The organism is Paenibacillus cisolokensis, from assembly GCF_018403665.1.
GTDB lineage: Bacteria > Bacillota > Bacilli > Paenibacillales > Paenibacillaceae > Paenibacillus_AH > Paenibacillus_AH cisolokensis.
This window is the reverse complement of the sequence record NZ_BOVJ01000078.1, coordinates 1-17,430: the sequence shown is the minus strand read 5'-3', so window position 1 is coordinate 17,430 and position 17,430 is coordinate 1. Positions and strand designations below refer to the sequence as shown.

18 protein-coding genes, 1 tRNA gene and 4 pseudogenes are annotated in these 17,430 nt (G+C 50.9%); 16 read left to right on the top strand and 7 right to left on the bottom strand.

What is annotated here, in order from left to right:
- Nucleotides 1-145 precede the first annotated feature (145 nt).
- The 11 genes and pseudogenes from rnpA to PACILC2_RS11660 all read left to right on the top strand — a co-directional run bounded on the left by rnpA (nt 146) and on the right by PACILC2_RS11660 (nt 11,272).
- Complete coding sequence (gene rnpA, locus PACILC2_RS11710; protein ID WP_062489726.1) at nt 146-493, top strand: ribonuclease P protein component; 348 nt, start codon at nt 146-148, stop codon at nt 491-493.
- Nucleotides 494-634: 141 nt separating this feature from the next.
- Nucleotides 635-1,408 (top strand): YidC/Oxa1 family membrane protein insertase, encoded by a 774-nt coding sequence (locus tag PACILC2_RS11705; RefSeq protein ID WP_062489727.1) that lies wholly within the window; start codon nt 635-637, stop codon nt 1,406-1,408.
- Complete coding sequence (gene jag / locus PACILC2_RS11700) at nt 1,405-2,028, top strand: RNA-binding cell elongation regulator Jag/EloR (protein ID WP_062489729.1); 624 nt, start codon at nt 1,405-1,407, stop codon at nt 2,026-2,028. The genes PACILC2_RS11705 and jag overlap by 4 nt, the downstream gene beginning before the upstream one ends.
- A 206-nt stretch (nt 2,029-2,234) precedes the next feature.
- Nucleotides 2,235-3,619, top strand: a pseudogene (gene mnmE / locus PACILC2_RS11695) (tRNA uridine-5-carboxymethylaminomethyl(34) synthesis GTPase MnmE).
- Nucleotides 3,620-3,646: 27 nt separating this feature from the next.
- Nucleotides 3,647-5,533 (top strand): tRNA uridine-5-carboxymethylaminomethyl(34) synthesis enzyme MnmG, encoded by a 1,887-nt coding sequence (mnmG, locus tag PACILC2_RS11690; protein ID WP_213528964.1) that lies wholly within the window; start codon nt 3,647-3,649, stop codon nt 5,531-5,533.
- Nucleotides 5,534-5,536: 3 nt separating this feature from the next.
- A pseudogene (gene rsmG, locus PACILC2_RS11685) lies at nt 5,537-6,257 on the top strand (16S rRNA (guanine(527)-N(7))-methyltransferase RsmG).
- 308 nt (nt 6,258-6,565) lie between these two features.
- Nucleotides 6,566-7,384, top strand: a complete 819-nt coding sequence (gene noc, locus PACILC2_RS11680; RefSeq protein WP_062496392.1) for a nucleoid occlusion protein — start codon at nt 6,566-6,568, stop codon at nt 7,382-7,384.
- Nucleotides 7,385-7,732: 348 nt separating this feature from the next.
- Nucleotides 7,733-8,505, top strand: a pseudogene (locus PACILC2_RS11675) (ParA family protein).
- Nucleotides 8,486-9,331 (top strand): ParB/RepB/Spo0J family partition protein, encoded by an 846-nt coding sequence (locus tag PACILC2_RS11670; protein WP_062489736.1) that lies wholly within the window; start codon nt 8,486-8,488, stop codon nt 9,329-9,331. Before PACILC2_RS11675 ends, PACILC2_RS11670 begins: the two are co-directional and overlap by 20 nt.
- 208 nt (nt 9,332-9,539) lie before the next feature.
- A pseudogene (locus PACILC2_RS11665) lies at nt 9,540-10,708 on the top strand (aminotransferase class V-fold PLP-dependent enzyme).
- Nucleotides 10,709-10,909: 201 nt separating this feature from the next.
- Complete coding sequence (locus PACILC2_RS11660; protein ID WP_244863457.1) at nt 10,910-11,272, top strand: DUF4446 family protein; 363 nt, start codon at nt 10,910-10,912, stop codon at nt 11,270-11,272.
- Here the strand turns inward: PACILC2_RS11660 and yyaC are convergent.
- Entirely contained in the window at nt 11,247-11,837 is a 591-nt protein-coding gene (yyaC, locus tag PACILC2_RS11655) for a spore protease YyaC (RefSeq protein ID WP_213528963.1), read from the bottom strand. The two genes, PACILC2_RS11660 and yyaC, sit on opposite strands and share 26 nt — an antisense overlap.
- A 77-nt stretch (nt 11,838-11,914) precedes the next feature.
- Here yyaC and PACILC2_RS11650 point away from each other — a divergent pair, with 77 nt between their 5' ends.
- The 5 genes from PACILC2_RS11650 to PACILC2_RS11630 all read left to right on the top strand — a co-directional run bounded on the left by PACILC2_RS11650 (nt 11,915) and on the right by PACILC2_RS11630 (nt 13,739).
- Complete coding sequence (locus PACILC2_RS11650) at nt 11,915-12,172, top strand: putative Se/S carrier protein (RefSeq protein WP_062489744.1); 258 nt, start codon at nt 11,915-11,917, stop codon at nt 12,170-12,172.
- Complete coding sequence (locus PACILC2_RS11645; RefSeq protein ID WP_082654999.1) at nt 12,156-13,007, top strand: mechanosensitive ion channel family protein; 852 nt, start codon at nt 12,156-12,158, stop codon at nt 13,005-13,007. Before PACILC2_RS11650 ends, PACILC2_RS11645 begins: the two co-directional genes overlap by 17 nt.
- A 41-nt stretch (nt 13,008-13,048) precedes the next feature.
- Entirely contained in the window at nt 13,049-13,267 is a 219-nt protein-coding gene (locus tag PACILC2_RS11640) for a DUF951 domain-containing protein (RefSeq protein ID WP_062489745.1), read from the top strand.
- Nucleotides 13,268-13,455: 188 nt separating this feature from the next.
- Nucleotides 13,456-13,546, top strand: a tRNA-Ser gene (locus tag PACILC2_RS11635).
- On the top strand, nt 13,515-13,739 hold the full coding sequence (locus tag PACILC2_RS11630) for a hypothetical protein (protein ID WP_213528962.1): 225 nt from the start codon (nt 13,515-13,517) through the stop codon (nt 13,737-13,739). The genes PACILC2_RS11635 and PACILC2_RS11630 overlap by 32 nt, the downstream gene beginning before the upstream one ends.
- A gap of 27 nt (nt 13,740-13,766) precedes the next feature.
- Here the strand turns inward: PACILC2_RS11630 and PACILC2_RS11625 are convergent, their stop codons facing one another.
- The 6 genes from PACILC2_RS11625 to PACILC2_RS29375 all read right to left on the bottom strand — a co-directional run bounded on the left by PACILC2_RS11625 (nt 13,767) and on the right by PACILC2_RS29375 (nt 16,852).
- Entirely contained in the window at nt 13,767-14,492 is a 726-nt protein-coding gene (locus tag PACILC2_RS11625; protein WP_213528961.1) for a M50 family metallopeptidase, read from the bottom strand.
- Nucleotides 14,493-14,892: 400 nt separating this feature from the next.
- Entirely contained in the window at nt 14,893-15,072 is a 180-nt protein-coding gene (locus PACILC2_RS11620; protein WP_062489750.1) for a YjzC family protein, read from the bottom strand.
- A 257-nt stretch (nt 15,073-15,329) separates the two neighbouring features.
- Nucleotides 15,330-15,491, bottom strand: coding sequence for a hypothetical protein (locus PACILC2_RS11615; protein ID WP_213528960.1), 162 nt, complete (start codon nt 15,489-15,491; stop codon nt 15,330-15,332).
- Between the two features lie 470 nt (nt 15,492-15,961).
- Entirely contained in the window at nt 15,962-16,366 is a 405-nt protein-coding gene (locus PACILC2_RS11610; RefSeq protein ID WP_280515310.1) for a DUF4367 domain-containing protein, read from the bottom strand.
- A 23-nt stretch (nt 16,367-16,389) separates the two neighbouring features.
- Nucleotides 16,390-16,734 carry a hypothetical protein gene (locus tag PACILC2_RS11605; protein WP_213528958.1) on the bottom strand — a complete coding sequence of 115 codons (345 nt, stop codon included), beginning with the start codon at nt 16,732-16,734 and terminating at the stop codon, nt 16,390-16,392.
- Entirely contained in the window at nt 16,727-16,852 is a 126-nt protein-coding gene (locus tag PACILC2_RS29375) for a sigma factor-like helix-turn-helix DNA-binding protein (RefSeq protein ID WP_372447113.1), read from the bottom strand. Before PACILC2_RS29375 ends, PACILC2_RS11605 begins: the two co-directional genes overlap by 8 nt.
- Nucleotides 16,853-17,430: the final 578 nt, after the last annotated feature.

The window sequence follows — 17,430 nt, the reverse complement described above, 5'->3', positions numbered from 1 at the left end:
GAAGACCACGTCCGGTGGTCTTTTTTTTTTCGGTTTTACGCGAATTCGCGAATGATGGCCGGTAAAATACCGGAAACGGAGTCTAATTTTGCTTCCGGAAGGCCATTCTAATTAATGATGAAAGAAAGTTCGGTGGTCGAAGCCCGTGCAACGAAAGCTGCGTTTACGCAATCGCGAGGAATTTAGCCGGATTTACCGGTCAGGCAAATCGTTCGCCAACGGCCAGTTCGTCGTCTATTGGTCCAGGCAGCCGGCTGCCGAGCCGTTTCGGCTCGGCGTATCGGCGAGCCGGAAAATCGGCAACGCTGTAGTAAGAAATCGGCTGCGGAGAGTGGTGAAGGAGATCGTCCGTCTCCATGCGGACCGCATCGTGCCCCAGGTCGATTTGATTTTGATCGTTCGCAAGCCGGCTGTTAGCATGAAGACGAAGGAATTGGAGCGGAGCGTGCTGCACGTTTTGCGGAAGGCCGGGTTGCTGAAGCCGCGGGACTGAGCTTTCGGACAGGGCGCGGCTTCCGGTTGCGAACGGCCGCCGGAAGGGCGCTTACCTCGCAATGGACAGACAGTTTCTTTGCATACGAAATTATGGTATAGTGTTGAATGAAATGCGATGGCTCTGAGAGAGGAGTTTTACATGTTGTCCCGGATTTCAAATAAAAGATGGCGGTTAGCGGGAGCCATGCTGATCCTGGTACTGCTGCTTGCAGGCTGCTCTACCGGTCAAATGACGGAAACGGAAGATTTGCTTAACGGAAACTTCTGGGAACGAAACGTCGTATACTGGTTCGCGTTGATGCTCGATACGTTCGCCGGATGGTTTAACGAATCGTACGGCTTGTCCATTCTGCTGCTGACCATTATCGTCCGTACGCTGATATTGCCGTTGACGCTCAAGCAGTACCGCAGCTCGAAGGCGATGCAGAAGCTGCAGCCCGAGCTTGCCAAAATCAAGCAGAAATATAAAGACAATCCGCAGAAGCAGCAGGAAGAAACGATGAAGCTGTTCCAGCAGCATCAGGTCAATCCGCTCGCGGGTTGCTTGCCACTGCTGATCCAGATGCCGATATTTATCGCGCTGTACAATGCGATTTACGGAAACCCGGATATTCGCGAGCATACATTCCTGTGGATGCAGCTCGGAGAGCGGGATCCCTACTATATTTTGCCGGTCATCGCGGCCATTACGACCTATCTGCAGTCGAAAATGATGATGTCGACACAACAAGCCGCTCCCGGCATGCAGGGAATCATGATGATTTTCCCTGTTCTGATCTTTGTTATGGCGCTGTCATTCCCGGCAGCCTTGCCGTTGTACTGGATATATAGCAACATCTATACGATCATCCAAAACTATTTTCTGTATGTGCGTACCTCATCCAAGGAAAAGGAGGGTGTACCTGCGAAATGAAGAAAATCGTCGTGTCGGGCAAAACGATCGAAGATGCTGTGCGTAACGGTTTGGAGCAATGGCAAGTGAGCGAGGATCGCGTAGAGGTGAACGTGCTGGAACAGCCGGCCAAAGGGTTGTTCGGCCTGATCGGCGCCAGAGACGCCAAGGTGGAGCTGACGCTTCGGCCGGATGCGGCGGAAGAAGCCGAGGCTTTCGTGGCGAACGTCGCCCGCGCGATGGGACTCGACGTCCGGATCGAGCGGCGCGAAAGTCCCGACGGATTGCTCTTCGCCCTGACAGGCGGAGAGGATCTCGGCATGCTAATCGGCCGCCGTGGCCAGACGCTCGATGCTTTGCAATATTTGGTTAATATTGTAGCCAATCGTTACGCAGACCATCATCTTCGAATTGTGCTCGATGCGGAAGATTTTCGCGAGCGTCGGCGCAAGACATTGGAACAGCTCTCGGAGAGGCTTGCCGGCCGGGTAGTCCGAACGAGAAAAGACGTCGAGCTGGAGCCGATGTCGGCGCATGAGCGTAAAGTCATTCATTCGCAGCTGCAGCATCATCCGAAGGTCAAGACATACAGCAAGGGCGACGAACCGAACCGGCGAGTCGTCATTACGATGAAGGTATAACGCTACCGAAGTAAATGTAGACGATAGACGCAGCAATGGCTGGAACGGTCATTGCTGTTTTTCCGTTTATCGAAGGATGCGGTTCCTTGTTTCAGGTTATGATGGAAAGACGGAAACACCGCTTACGAGGCGACTTTTCCTGCGGAAAAGTTAAGCGTATGCTTTCGAAGAGACTTTTCCTCCGGAAAAGTGTTAGGAGGTGCCCAATGCACACAACACACGACACAATCGCAGCCATATCGACGGCGGTCGGCGAAGGGGGGATTGCCGTTATCCGGGTCAGCGGTCCCGAAGCGATCGCCCGCTGTGCGGCAGTGTTCCGATCGTCGCATGATTTGACGAAGGCGGAAAGCCATACCGTCCACTATGGACATATCGTCGACCCCGTCAGCGGCGAAAAATAGAAGAGGTGCTCGTTACGGTGATGCGCGGTCCGAGGTCGTTTACAGCCGAGGACGTCGTGGAAATCGGCGCGCATGGAGGCGTTGTAGCCGTCAAACGGGTGCTGGAAACATTGCTGGCCCAGGATGGGATACGTCTTGCGGAACCGGGCGAGTTTACGAAACGGGCTTTCCTGAACGGGCGGATCGACCTGATGCAGGCGGAAGCGGTAATCGATTTGATCCGTTCCAAATCCGACAGAGCGTTTGCAGTAGCCATGAAGCAGGCTGAGGGCACCCTGTCCAAACGTATTCGCGAGCTTCGGCAATCGCTGATCGAGCTGCTCGCTCATGTCGAGGTGAATATCGATTATCCGGAGCATGATGTTGCGGAAATGACCAATGCCTATATTCGCGAACGATGCGGAAAAGCAGTCGAAGAGATCGAGAAGCTGCTAAAAACGGCGAAGGAAGGCAAAATATTGCGGGAAGGCATCGTTACCGCCATCGTCGGTCGGCCGAACGTCGGCAAATCTTCTCTGCTCAATGCGCTGACCAGGGAGAATAAGGCGATTGTAACCGATATTCCGGGTACGACCCGGGATATTATCGAAGAATATGTGACGATTAACGGCATTCCGCTTAGGCTGCTCGATACGGCCGGCATTCGCGAGACGACGGATGTTGTCGAGAGAATCGGGGTGGAGCGTTCCCGTTCGGCGCTGGAGGAAGCCGATCTGATCCTGTTTGTGTTGAATGGAAGCGAGCCGCTGCATGAAGACGAGCTCGAGCTGCTCGGCAAGCTGAAGGATCGGCGCATGATCGTCATCGTCAACAAAAGCGATTTGCCCCAGCAGATCGAACTGGAGCCGATTAAAGCGATCGTGCCGGAGGAATCGATTGTACGCATGTCGGTAAAGGCCGAGCAGGGCCTGGACGATTTGGAGGGAGCGATCAGTGCGCTCTTTTTCGAAGGCCAGCTAGAATCGCATGATTTGACTTATGTCAGCAACGTTCGGCATATTACGCTGTTGAAGCAGGCGCAGCAATCGCTTCGCGATGCGATCGAAGCGACGGAAGCGGGTATTCCGATCGATATTATACAAATTGACATTCGAAACGCTTGGGAGCAACTAGGGGAATTGATCGGGGATGCGGTTGGGGAATCGCTGATCGATCAAATCTTTTCCCAATTTTGCCTCGGCAAATAATGACGCCAAGCAAGGAGGTATTAGGCAATGGGATATGAAGCTGGTCAATACGACGTAATCGTCGTTGGCGCGGGCCATGCCGGCTGCGAGGCAGCGCTTGCCGCCGCCCGAATGGGCTGCGATACGCTGCTCTTGACGATCAATCTGGATATGGTCGCTTTCATGCCGTGCAATCCGTCGATCGGCGGACCGGCGAAAGGACATGTGGTTCGGGAAATCGATGCGCTCGGCGGCGAAATGGGCCGCAATATCGACAAAACCTTTATTCAAATGCGCATGCTCAATACGGGCAAAGGACCGGCCGTACATGCGCTGCGCGCGCAAGCCGACAAATTTTCCTATCAGCATATGATGAAGAAAACGATCGAGGAAACGGAAAATTTGACGCTTCGCCAAGGAATGGTCGACGAGCTTATTGTCGAAGACGGGCGATGCGTAGGCGTCGTGACGAAAACCGGCGCGGCGTATCGGGCGAAAGCGGTCGTTCTGACGACCGGTACGTATCTTCGCGGCAAAATTATTATGGGCGAGCTGATGTATGAGAGCGGTCCGAACAATCAGCAGCCATCCGTCAAATTGTCGGAAAATTTGCGTTCGCTCGGATTCGAGCTCGTACGTTTCAAAACGGGAACGCCGCCGCGCGTTCATAAAGATACGATCGATTTCGACAAAATGGAAATTCAGCCCGGCGACCCGAATCCGAAGTTTTTCTCGTATGAAACGGAATCGTCGGACAATGAGCAATTGCCTTGCTGGTTGACTTACACTTCGGAGGAAACGCATCAGATTATTAACGAAAATTTGCACCGTGCACCGATGTTTTCGGGGCAGATCGAAGGAACGGGACCGCGTTATTGCCCGTCGATCGAAGATAAAATCGTGCGCTTTGCCGACAAGCCGAAGCATCAGATTTTTCTGGAGCCGGAAGGTAAGCACACGTCGGAATATTATGTGCAGGGGCTGTCGACCAGCATGCCGGAAGACGTGCAGCTGCGCATGCTTCGTTCGATACCGGGAATGGAAAAGGTCGAAATGATGCGCAACGGCTATGCGATCGAGTACGATGCGATCGTACCGACCCAATTGTGGCCCTCTCTGGAAACGAAGCGGCTGCCCGGCTTGTTTACGGCAGGGCAAATCAATGGGACTTCGGGCTATGAAGAGGCGGCCGGTCAGGGCATTATGGCGGGGATCAATGCGGCGCGCAGCGTCCAGGGCAAGGAGCCGATCGTCCTGAAACGGTCGCAAGCTTATATCGGCGTACTGATCGACGATCTTGTGACGAAAGGGACGAACGAGCCTTACCGGTTGCTTACGTCCCGCGCCGAATATCGGCTGCTGCTCCGGCACGACAATGCCGATCTGCGCCTGACGGAAATCGGCTACGAAATCGGTCTTATCTCCGAGGAGCGGTACAACAAATTTCTGCGGAAAAAGCATCTTGTAGAGGAAGAGATCGAACGGCTTCGCACGACAAAGGTTCGTCCCGAAGAGGCGGCCGCGATGCTCGAATCATTGTCATCCGCACCGCTATCGAATTCTGTCGACGCACTATCGCTGTTGCGCAGACCGGAAGTGACATATGCGCATCTCGAAACGATCGTGCCTTCGCCGCTGCCTCTGTCGGAAGAAATGAAGGAGCAGGTCGAAATTCAGATCAAATACGCGGGTTATATCGAAAAACAGCTGCAGCAAGTCGAACGGTTGGCCAAAATGGAAAACAAACGGATACCGGCCGACATCGATTACATGGATGTGCATGGATTGGCGTCGGAAGCCAAACAGAAGCTGTCGAACATTCGTCCGCTGTCGATCGGGCAGGCTTCGAGAATTTCCGGCGTGACGCCGGCCGACATTTCCATTTTGCTCGTTTATTTGGAGCATTATAATCGCGTTACAGCGGCGCGGGGGTAACCTATGGATGCAACATGGACCTGGTTTCGGGAAAAGCTGTCCGAGCGGCAAATTGACCTGTCGGAGGAGCAGCTTCATCAGTTTGAAACGTATTGGCGGCTGCTCGTAGAGTGGAACGAAAAATGAATTTGACGGGCATAACGGAGAGAGAAGCGGTATACGAGAAGCATTTTTCGACTCGATCACGCTTTCTTTCTTCGTTCCCTTTAACGGTGAAATCCGGATGGCCGATATCGGATCGGGCGCAGGCTTTCCAAGTCTGCCGCTTAAAATATGCTTTCCATATATACGGCTTACGATTGTCGACTCTTTGAACAAGAGAATTCAATTTCTTCGTCATGTAACGGAAACGATCGGTCTGCGCCAGGTCGAGATGATTCACGGCAGGGCAGAGGATGTCGCCCGGCTGCCCGAGCATCGGGACCAATACGACATCGTGACCGCGCGGGCAGTAGCCAAATTAAACGTCTTGAACGAGCTTTGTTTGCCTTTCGTCCGGAAAGGGGGCGTGTTCGCGGCCATGAAAGGTGCGAATCCGGCGGAGGAAGTGGCGGAAGCGGGCAGAAGCATACGCGAATTAAAAGGCGAGCTGGACCAGGTATATCGCTTGGAGCTTCCTTTCGAACAGTCGGAAAGGCATATTATTACGATTCGCAAAGTCGCTTCGACGCCGCGCAGCTACCCGCGAAAAGCAGGGGTTCCGCTCAAGCAGCCGCTTGTATAAACGTTTGACATGGATGCCATGTTCCACGTGAAACATTCGGCTGCAATTTTACGTATTGGGTATGCTTTGCTTTTGTGCGCTACCGGAACGGCATCCCGAAAGGTTTTTTCCGCTACGCAAGGCTGTCAAGCAGGAAATTGGCAAAAAGCTGGCGAATCTCTTTCATTAATAAAAGAATAATGGAATGAAGGCAAGACGCGAAAATGTTCCAAGCAGTCCGGAACGCCCAATAAGTCGCTTGCCCGGCAAGTATGGGCAAGAAACGGTTAAAGTTATCGGCATATTATATTCGGGTGGTAATTGACGATATGAAAGAACAATTTTCTCGTTTATTCGGGTTTAGCGATCGGAGCAACAATCAGGATGAAGTGAAACAAATTGCGGTGGATCAAATTGATACGAGTCCCTATCAGCCTCGCACCATATTTGACGATGACCGCATCGACGAGTTGTGCCAGACGATTAAAACGCATGGCGTTATACAACCGATCGTTGTCCGTATGCGCAATAACCGTTACGAGATTATAGCCGGAGAACGACGCTGGCGTGCCGTCAGCAAGCTTGGCATGGAAACGATACCGGCCATTGTCCGGGAATTTAACGATTCGCAGGCCGCGTCGATTGCGTTGATCGAAAATTTGCAGCGGGAAGGCTTGACGGCGATCGAGGAAGCGATCGCTTATCAGAAGCTGATCGACCTGCACAATTTGACGCAGGAAAGTCTGGCGCAACGGCTGGGCAAAAGCCAGTCGACCATTGCCAATAAAATACGCCTGCTCAGTCTCAGCGAACCGGTGAAAAATGCGCTCATGGAGCGTAAAATTACGGAAAGACATGCCCGGGCTTTGTTGGCTCTGGACACGGAGGAGCTTCAGGTCAAGGTGCTCCAGGATATCTTGACGAAGGAATTGAATGTCAAGCAAACGGAAAGCCGGGTTGCCTTTTATAAGGAAGTATCCAAAACGAAAAAGTCGAAACGTATTTCTTTCACGAAAGACGTCCGGCTGGCGCTGAATACGATCCGCCAATCGATCGATATGGTATCGGGTACCGGGATGAAGATTAAGACGAATGAGAAAGATCATGAAGATCACTACGAAATTATTATCAAAATTCCAAAACGATAATGAAATCGTTGACAATCGGATACCCCAGCTTGTTGACGTCCGATCGCACCCGGAAAGCTTCGACAAGCTATGCAGTTGTTCCGCAGGTTAGGCGATTCGAACGGGGAAGCTCCGATCTGTCCGGTGGCAAGGAGTCGTTTCGGATAGGCGAAAGCGGCGAAGCAAGCCGCTTTTTCTCTGTTTGAGGCGATGCCGCGATATCGGGATTGATATTTCCTTTCCGCCGAAATATAGCGCGCCGCACCCGGCCGTATGCGGCGAGCCTAGCGGCATAATTGCTTACTGCCTAAACATTCGTGCGGTAATCGGCCAGGGGGTTAATCCCTAATCAAGATAGAGGTGAACGGTTTGTCTAAAATTATTGCAATAACGAACCAGAAGGGCGGTGTCGGCAAAACGACAACGTCTGTTAATTTGGGCGCCAGTCTGGCTTCGTTGGGGAAACGGGTACTGCTTGTGGACATCGATCCTCAGGGCAACACGACAAGCGGTATCGGGATCAATAAAGCCGATGTCGAGAACAGCATATACGATGTATTGATCAACGAGGTGCCGGCAAAGGATGCGATCGTCGAAACGGCGATTCCGGGGCTGAAAATTATTCCGGCAACCATTCAATTGGCTGGCGCCGAAATCGAGCTTGTCCCGACGATGTCGCGGGAAGTTCGGTTAAAAAATCGCTGCAGCTGGTCAAAAACCAATTCGATTATATATTGATCGATTGTCCGCCCTCGCTTGGAATCTTGACGATCAATTCGTTAACGGCGGCAGATTCGGTCATTATTCCTATTCAATGCGAATACTATGCCCTGGAAGGGTTAAGTCAGTTGCTTAATACGATTCGCCTCGTCCAGAAACATTTGAATACGTCGCTGCAAATCGAAGGGGTATTGTTGACGATGTTCGATGCCCGTACCAATCTGGGCATTCAAGTGATCGAGGAAGTGAAAAAATATTTTCAGCAGAAGGTGTATCAAACCATTATACCGCGCAATGTTCGATTAAGCGAAGCGCCATCGCACGGACAAGCGATTATAACATATGATCCCAGATCTAAAGGGGCAGAGGTATATCTCGAACTTGCGAAGGAAGTGATCATGTATGAGCAAGCGGCTAGGTAGAGGTCTTGATGCGCTTATCCCATCGCTTACCGTCAGTGAAGATGATAAAGTGGTGGAATTGCCGTTGTCGCAATTGCGGCCCAATCCGTACCAACCTCGCAAAACATTCGATGAAGATTCGATTCGCGAATTGGCCGAATCGATTCGCCAGCATGGCGTCATCCAACCGATTATTGTACGTTCTGTTTTAAAGGGCTATGAGATCATTGCCGGGGAGCGACGGTTCAGAGCTTCACAATACTGCGGCAACGAGACGATTCCGGCTGTCATCCGGTCGTTTACCGATCAGCAGGTGATGGAAATCGCCCTGATCGAAAATTTGCAGCGGGAAGATTTGAATGCGATGGAGATCGCAGTCGCGTATCAGTCGCTGATGGAAAAATTCAATTTAACGCAAGAAGAACTGTCGCTTAAAGTAGGGAAGTCCCGTTCGCATATTGCCAACTTCGTACGGCTGTTAAGTTTGCCTGCGGAAATTAAAGAACATGTTTCACGTGGAACATTGTCGATGGGACATGCCCGCGCCCTGGCCGGTGTGAAGGACGAGAGACAGATGAAGCAATTGGCTTCCGATGCGGTAGCCAACGGTTGGAGCGTCAGAGAACTGGAGGATGCGGTTCAAAAGCTGGAGCGCCAAGAGCCGGAAAAGAATAAGGCGCGCGCCAAAAAACGCGATCCGTATATCGAGCATATTGAGGAGTCGTTGCGCGAACGTTTCAAGACAACGGTAAAAATCAAGCAGCATAAGGATAAAGGGCGCATAGAGCTTCAATATTATAGCAAACAAGATCTGGAAAGACTGTTGGAGCTGCTGCAGCTGGAATAAGGAGCTTCATTCCGGCCTTCGGCCATATACAGACGATCGGCTTTGCAAAGATTGAAACAATGTCTTTGATATACTTAACTGCTGCATACCGTCCGCAGACTTCATGTCGAACAGAAAACCGGTATGCTTTTTTGTTTGCTGCCAGGCTGGTATACTGAAGCATATGCTTGTTTATAGCTATAGATATTCGGCGAAGAGGGGTGGGACAATGGAAAGACAGGCGGATTCGATCATATATTTGGATCATGCGGCTACTTCATGGCCGAAGCCTCCGGAAGTCATTGAAGCGGTCCGGGAAGCGTTGCTGCATGACACGGCCAATCCGGGGCGCGGCAGTCATCGGATGGCCGTACGGGCCAGCCGCATCCTGTTTGAAGCGCGCAAGCAGCTCGGTCAATTGTTTCGGATTGCGAATCCGAACGATATCGCGTTTATGCTGAATACGACGATGGCGTTGAATGTCGCGATTAAAGGGTTTGTGAAGCCGGGCGATCATGTTGTGGCTACCGCAGTGGAGCATAATTCGGTTCGCCGTCCGCTGGAATATTTGAAACAATCGATCGGCGTGCGCGTCTCCTATATAGAGCCCGATGCCGACGGCGAGCAGTTGGCTGCGCAAGTGGAAGACGCATTGCGTCCGGATACGTCGCTGGTTATCGTCAACCACAGTTCGAACCTGCTCGGATCGATTATGCCTGTTGAGCAGATCGGCGCCTTGACCCGCAAAAGAGGAATTGCGCTGCTTGTCGATGCCGCACAGAGCGCAGGCGTGCTGCCCATCGACGTCGAGGCGATGGGGATTGACATGCTGGCTTTTCCCGGGCACAAGGGACTGCTCGGTCCGCAAGGTACGGGAGGGCTGTATATACGTCCCGATTTCGAAGTGGCGCCGCTTATGCACGGGGGAACGGGCAGCCAATCGGAAACGCCCGAACAGCCGTCCATTCGTCCGGACCGCTACGAAGCCGGCACGCCGAATACGCCGGGACTGGCAGGGTTGGCTGCGGGCGTCCGGCACGTACTGCATGAGTCGGTCGAAAAATTTATAATAGAGAATGGGCGTTGACGCAACGCTTATTGGAAGGTCTCCGGGAAGTTCCGGGCATTCGCCTGCTCGGACCGGCTGTCGGGCGTCCGCGGACAGGCATCGTTTCATTCGTGCTGAACGGCGTCGATCCGGCGGAGATGGCTTTTATTCTCGATCAGCATTACGGTATTGCGGTTCGCGCCGGCTTCCATTGTACGCCTCTGGCGCATCATTACGCCGGAACGACGGAAACGGGAGCGGTCAGAGCGAGCGTCGGATATGGAACGGACGAACAACACGTAGATGCATTGATTGAAGCGGTAAAGGAAATAAGAAAACACTATACGTGAAGATTTGGACAACAGGCTGCGTTTGTCGGGCACATCGTGGGGGAGCGGATGGAATGATATGAATGAATGGTTGAATAGTCCGGATCAATTGGTTGCAGTATTGGCCTGTTTGGGCGTGTTGGTTTTGCTCGTCATGCTGTTGTGGATCAGGGTCGGCATTTTAAGCCGCCGTATAAAAAATTGCGTGCGCAGTATTTGCAGATGATGGGAGAAACCGGCGTCGCCAATCTGGAAGAAATCATTTTGGAATTGAAAGAACGGCTTTCCGGACATGATGAAGCCATCCGCGGCCATCAAGCCGGGATGGAACAGATCAAGGACGCGCTTCACAATCTAAAAGGCCATGTCGGCGTCGTCCGGTATAATGCGTTCGGCGAAAGAGGAAACGATCTAAGCTTCTCGCTGGCCATTGTAAGCAAGGAGCAGGATGGCGTCGTATTTACCGGACTGTACGGCCGGGAAGAAACTTTCGTATATGCCAAGCCGCTGCAAGGAGGGGCATCGCCCTACCCGCTTACGCCGGAGGAACGCGAAGCGATCAATCTTGCGCTGCAGCGCAAGTAGACGAGCTTTTGCAGGCCGTAATGGCGGTATACAGACTTTGGGCGATAATTTCCGACATGCGCATCACGAGATGAAGCCGCGTATTCTGGAGCACGAAATATTCCATGAAGCCGCCGACATTGACAATACCGGTCATGTGAATATCGCCGACGGGAGGGAGCTCCTTGTTGACGCCGGCGCCCGGACGTACCGGCCCTTTGCCGACCTGGATGCAGCCTACGCTGGAAACTTGTCCGAGACACGCGTCAATGCCAATAATGAACGGCATGTTGATCTGATGGCGGATGCGCGCCAGCGTCTCGTCCAGGTTCATTGCATGGACCGGTTCCTCCAAGGTGCCGAACAGGTCGAAGAGGGAGCTGTTATGGCGATTCAAGGCCGTGCCGACAAGAGGGCCGAGCGCATCGCCGGTCGAGCGGTCAGTACCTATGCAGACGATGACGATGCGCTGATCTTTCGCGGATTCGCCGATGATCGAGATGAGCCGGCGGGTCAGCAAATTGACGACATCCGGATCGGTATAAGGAATTTTGAACGGCGTTTCTTTCGAGTGAACCAGTTTCATAGCTTCCCCCTCGCCTCCATGTAAAGTATTACTAGTATATGGACGAGACAACCTTTTTATACTACGGGAGGTAAGAGATGCTCATTGCGTTCGATTCGACGCAGCAAGCGCTTCGCGCCGAGATGCTTCTTGAATATGCGGAGATTGACATCGACATTTGTCCGACGCCTAAAGAAATAACGGCAGGCTGTGCGCTCTCCATTCAATTTCCCGACGAAGATCTGAGCTGTGTAAAAGAGGTTGTCGTCAAGGAAAAGGTGGAGATCCGCGGCATATTCCGATTAACGGAAAATGGGTATGAGGAGATAAGGGAATGGCATGAGGAAGATCTTTGAAGTTGACAATTCGGAAGCCGTAACCGAAGTCATCGAGGACGCCTATAATTGGGTAGTGAATCCTGACGTATGGCGGGACATCGGAATCGGCGCGATACGCATCCTGTTGATCATCGCTTTTGGGCAGCTTGTAATCTGGATCATTCACAAGGCGATCGACCGTTTTCTGGAGCGCGATACTAAGCGATTGCCGCTGCGGATGAGAAGGGTTCAAACGGTCGGCAGATTGTTGAAAAACATAGCGTCCTATGTCTTATACTTCGTTATCGGGATGCTTGTGCTGTCCGAATTCAATATAAACCTCGGACCGCTCCTTGCCGGAGCCGGCGTGCTTGGACTTGCGATCGGTTTCGGCGCGCAAAGTCTTGTGAAAGATGTTATTGCCGGCTTCTTTATTATTTTGGAGGATCAGTTCGCGGTAGGCGACGTCATCGAGACCGGAAAATTCAAAGGAACGGTGGAAGTCATCGGTCTTCGTGCCACCCGGATTCAAAGTTGGACAGGAGAAGTTCATATTATACCGAACGGTATGATTAGCGATGTGACGAATTTTTCATTAAACAATTCGCTTGCCGTCATCGATATTCCGATCCCTCATGAAGAGAACATCGAGCGGACGACGGAAGCGATCAATCATACATTAAGTCAATTGAAAGAACCGAATTTGGTAAGGACTCCGGAATTGATCGGTATTCAATCGCTCAATGCAAGCGAAGTGGTACTGCGAATCGTCGCGGAATGCCGTCCGAATACGCAGGCGGCCGTAACCCGGGCCATCAATATTGCATTGAAGAAGGCTTTGGACGAACGGCGCATGGAAAAAGACAACGGATGAACGGTTGTTTGAAATGGGAAGAGAAGGGAGGAGCATTATCCATGGAGCGTAAGCAATTTCAGCTTGGGGACATCGTGCAGATGAAGAAGCCGCATCCGTGCGGCACGAATGAGATGGAAGTGATTCGAATGGGGATGGATATCCGGATCAAATGTGTCGGCTGCAAGCACAGCGTACTCATCCCCCGAGCCAAGTTTGAGAAGAATATGAAAAAGGTGCTTCGGTCGGCCGAACCCGCTCCGCCGGATGCGGAACCGTAATGCGGCAGCGTAAAGGGGAAGCGGATGCTCAGGCTCAGATCGCCGGCAGAAGAATGCGCGGTTGGTTAGGATATAAAGGCGGTCTGAGCCTCGCGCATTATGAAATGACTGAAATTTCTGTCTAATCGAAAATGGATCAAGTAATACTTGCAACAAAACAAACGCTGTGATAGAATAAATTTTGTTGTGGAGAGGTACCCAAGTGGTCCAAGGGGGCTGACTCGAAATCAGCTAGGCGTCTCACGGCGTGCGTGGGTTCGAATCCCACCCTCTCCGCCATAAAGGTAAAACGTGGATAAAGCGGCCTGACAGGGCCGCTTTTTTATGCTTCGAGCTTGACGCCGTTCTCTTCGATGCAGCCGATCGCGCCGTCCGTCCGGCAAGGAGCGGCATGCTTCGCCATGGAGCGATATCGCTGCAGCAGTTCCGCAGCTCGCCGTCGCCGTATGCAGCGGTGGGCGGCGACGAATAGCCCTTTGAGACGATTTTTACCGAACCGCTATTCCTTTCCGAAACCGCGGCGGAAAAGCAGGCCGGTCGAAACTTTGGCGCACCAGAGCGCGAACACGACGAACAGCAGACTCCAGGCGAATGCGGGCATCACGGTCATTTGCCCGAGAATCGCGGCATCTCCGGCCGCTTCGGGTTTGACAAACGAAAGAGACAGAATGACGAACGAACTGATGACCGATTCGACCAGAAAGATGAACGCGATTAGCGTGTAGTAACCGGTTTTGAGCCACGGAGGCGCAAACGCATAGATAAACCCGGTCAATACGCCAAAGCCGGCGCACCAGGCCATGCCGTATCCGTTGCGGACAAACAGCGCAAGGCCCATCGCCGCCAGAATCGTGACGATAACAAGTCCCAGCCCTTCTCTCCGGCGGGCGTAAAGGTAAAACAGCAGCACGGTGAACAGCGAAGAGCCGACATATCCGGCAAGCGCTATGAAAACGGCCGTTCCTTTACCGGAATAGGACGATAACGTTACCCCGCTTTGATCGGAAAACAAATAAATGTACATCACGTCGCCGGAGAGCAGCAGCGTTACAACGGCGTGGGCCATCTCATGAATCAGCGTATTCACGTTCCGGAAAAATTCCGAAAAAGGCAGCAATCGTGTAAGAACGGCGGTAACGAACAGGATGCCCCCCATCATCAGCCAAGAACGAATCGATAATCCCCTCTTCCTGCCTTCAAGGCGGTAATGAACGGCCTGCGTCATTTGACAATGATTGTATCATATTCATACGGTCTGCCGCTTGTTTACGATTTCAGAAAAATTGATGAAACAGCAAAAAAGAGAGCCCGTATGGGCTCTCTTCCGACGGCGGTTGATGGTTGAGTCATTGAAATGCACAGGCAGCTTCAGAAAACGGGGCACCGCTTGCTCGCTTCAATTTTGTCGGCAGACCGTATGGACTGCTTTGCAAAATCCGCGATCGGGCGTGTGTGTTACAGACATCGTCTTTGGCACATCCCTCCGCTTCTACGCTGAGTGGATCAAATCCTCATGTCGTTGTTGCACCAAATGGTTCAACGGAACCACACCTCTCTTACGCCGTCAAAATTAGAATGCGCAAGCGCGGCGGGGAATATGCGCCGCCGTTTCTTCCGGATTTTCCCTAACGCATTCGTTTCCATTTGCGATTATGATTCGTGGTGTCGGGAAACCGCTCGCCTTTGCGAAGCCGGATTTTATGAGGATTGTTAATGCCCATATGAAACGAATTTTCGCCGTCTTCGATGTAAATGCCGTCGTTCGGCGCTTTGTCGCCAGGCTCGAATCGGGTCCATTCACCCATCTGATGCGTCGCCTCCATCCCTTTAATGGCATCGGAGCGGTTCGTAAGCTCCCACAGAATAGTGTGTGCGGACAACGCAAAACGATGCATCGCCGGTCTCCGTATTCTTGGCAGCGCAACGGCGTGCCCGACGACTGCTTTTCTCTGCCGGGGCAGACCGGCAACGGCTTCCGTGATGAAAGGGACAGCAGCGCCGTAAACCTCGGACGAGTTTGATCTGATCGGCTAACTGCCGCCGAACGGAGGAGCGTAAGCCTTTAATAGGTTGCCTCTTCCACCCAGTCCCCCCGAAGCAGATCCGAACTGATTGGAGGAAGTCCTAATGCATGAACAGCATTGCGAGCGTGATCGAAATCTAAAATTGGTGTTCCCCCAGCTTCATATTTGAAGTTGAATGCAAAGTATTTCGTTGTCTCCATGTTGATCGTGGTCCTACTAACTCCTGGTCAGGTTTTTGGTTCCAGCAACAAGGCCAAAACAAGTTCACCGCCCGATAATGTAGGTCCTTTCACCATCTTCGATCCGAATTTCAAATACCTTGACGATGGAACTGGTAATTTGTCCAATATTGGGGATAGCACAGTCAGAGTTTGGGGACAGACCTTGGGTACCCAAAGAGTTGACACGATTGGTGTTCAGGTTACGTTGCAAAGGTGGACGGGTTCACAGTGGGTCGATGTCAATACGGGAGCCAATAGCACGTTTTCCAATGCCTCGTATGCTTACTCCAGTCGCGAAATAAGCGTATCGACGGGATACTATTACCGGGTTAAAACCAGGCATTGGATTGTATATGGAGACGTGCGCGAGGAAGGAACCGTTTACTCGGATTCTTTACTGATCAACTAATAAATTGAGAAATAAAAAGACAGCAATCTTCGCTGTCTTTTTATTTGAGAGAAGATCCCAGTTTTAAAATTTCGGATTCGCCAAGTCTTCCCGATATTCGGACCAAAATTCGGTCGTCTGTAAGCCACTCCAAATTTGTATTGCCTTCCATCGGTGTCATTAAAATGGCTGCATGTCCATTGATGAATACATCCTTATATTCACCCGAACCGGTTGTCATTTCTACCTTTATTCCAGCGCTCTCCTCTTCAATTTTTTGCTGAATTATATTAAATACTTCATTGTTCGCATTTACATACTCGAATTGTACATTGTTATAATAATTTTTCCCATTTGGGCTAAAAAGCCGAATCGTTTCCATTTGAAAACCTTCCGGTATCTCCGTCGGAACTAACAGATGGAATGAAACTTTTGACTGTGCTTCTTCCAATGTAACTTCCACCATTTGGCTATCGCTGTTACTAAACGTTACTCGATCACTCGGTGGGGGCGTTTTGGTTTCTGATTGATGATGATCTGGCTTCTCGTGAAAAACGCAATTACATCCTGCTGTATCCTTTTGAATAAACCGGAAATATGCGAGTAAGCCGTTATAGGTGACATGTTAATCATAAGGTTTAGGGTAAAGGAGACAACAACAATCGAAGTGGCAATTTTCATTCTGCGCTTCCAGTGCAAAATTCGTTTTCTTTTTTCTAGGCGCTTCTGAACTTGCAACCAAGAATTCATACTATCGGGTATTTCGATATTATCATAAATTTGTCGTAATGCACTTTTCAATTCTTCATCTTGTTGCTCGTAAGAATCACTCATCTAAATTCACCCACTTTTGTTGAAACCGCTGCAACAGCTTCTTTCGCGCGCGATATAATTTTTGACTGACGATCTGTTGAGTAAGACCGAGCATATCAGCAATTTCCTTATAGGACATTTCCTCGATATAAAAAGGGTAATGAGTATTCGGTATTCCGGTTGCAATTCGGCAATAGCTTCGTGAAGCCGTTCGTTCCTGATCTTATTTTCAACTTCATCTTCCACATGCAACGAACCAATCCCGAGTAAAAATAGATTTTCATTATGATTGACGTCATCAATACCGGTTGTATAACGGTCTTTTTTAGATTTTCGTAAATGGTCGAAAGCCAGATTCCGGGAAACTTGTTTGATCCACGGTAGAGTTTTTCGACTTTATGATGCCGGATGGAAGATAATATCTTGAAAAAAGCCTCTTGGATCAAATCCTCTGTTAATTCGTGATCCTTGAGCAAAAAATACATGTCTTTATAAATAAAATGAAAAAATAGGAGCGATATATCCGCGACTGTATCTCCGGATGCAGCTCATCAAATTGATATAGTAAATAGCACCATTCTCTCACAATCGCACCGTTCTCTTTTCGTTTTATTATGCTTTCATGTAAGGGGCTACTACTATTATACTGGATTTGTAAACGTTTTTTGTGTTATAAATAGGTTTTTTATAAGATTTTTGGAAAATAAAAAGGAGACT

Bases quoted from the DNA above. Each gene is read 5' to 3' on its own strand.
- PACILC2_RS11705 (WP_062489727.1), top strand. From the start codon at position 635: ATGTTGTCCCGGATTTCAAATAAAAGATGGCGGTTAGCGGGAGCCATG.
- jag (WP_062489729.1), top strand. From the start codon at position 1,405: ATGAAGAAAATCGTCGTGTCGGGCAAAACGATCGAAGATGCTGTGCGT.
- mnmG (WP_213528964.1), top strand. From the start codon at position 3,647: ATGGGATATGAAGCTGGTCAATACGACGTAATCGTCGTTGGCGCGGGC.
- noc (WP_062496392.1), top strand. From the start codon at position 6,566: ATGAAAGAACAATTTTCTCGTTTATTCGGGTTTAGCGATCGGAGCAAC.
- PACILC2_RS11670 (WP_062489736.1), top strand. From the start codon at position 8,486: ATGAGCAAGCGGCTAGGTAGAGGTCTTGATGCGCTTATCCCATCGCTT.
- PACILC2_RS11660 (WP_244863457.1), top strand. From the start codon at position 10,910: ATGATGGGAGAAACCGGCGTCGCCAATCTGGAAGAAATCATTTTGGAA.
- yyaC (WP_213528963.1), bottom strand. From the start codon at position 11,837: ATGAAACTGGTTCACTCGAAAGAAACGCCGTTCAAAATTCCTTATACC.
- PACILC2_RS11650 (WP_062489744.1), top strand. From the start codon at position 11,915: ATGCTCATTGCGTTCGATTCGACGCAGCAAGCGCTTCGCGCCGAGATG.
- PACILC2_RS11645 (WP_082654999.1), top strand. From the start codon at position 12,156: ATGAGGAAGATCTTTGAAGTTGACAATTCGGAAGCCGTAACCGAAGTC.
- PACILC2_RS11640 (WP_062489745.1), top strand. From the start codon at position 13,049: ATGGAGCGTAAGCAATTTCAGCTTGGGGACATCGTGCAGATGAAGAAG.
- PACILC2_RS11625 (WP_213528961.1), bottom strand. From the start codon at position 14,492: ATGACGCAGGCCGTTCATTACCGCCTTGAAGGCAGGAAGAGGGGATTA.
- PACILC2_RS11620 (WP_062489750.1), bottom strand. From the start codon at position 15,072: ATGGGTGAATGGACCCGATTCGAGCCTGGCGACAAAGCGCCGAACGAC.
- PACILC2_RS11615 (WP_213528960.1), bottom strand. From the start codon at position 15,491: ATGGAGACAACGAAATACTTTGCATTCAACTTCAAATATGAAGCTGGG.
- PACILC2_RS11610 (WP_280515310.1), bottom strand. From the start codon at position 16,366: ATGGTGGAAGTTACATTGGAAGAAGCACAGTCAAAAGTTTCATTCCAT.
- PACILC2_RS11605 (WP_213528958.1), bottom strand. From the start codon at position 16,734: ATGAGTGATTCTTACGAGCAACAAGATGAAGAATTGAAAAGTGCATTA.
- PACILC2_RS29375 (WP_372447113.1), bottom strand. From the start codon at position 16,852: ATGTCCTATAAGGAAATTGCTGATATGCTCGGTCTTACTCAACAGATC.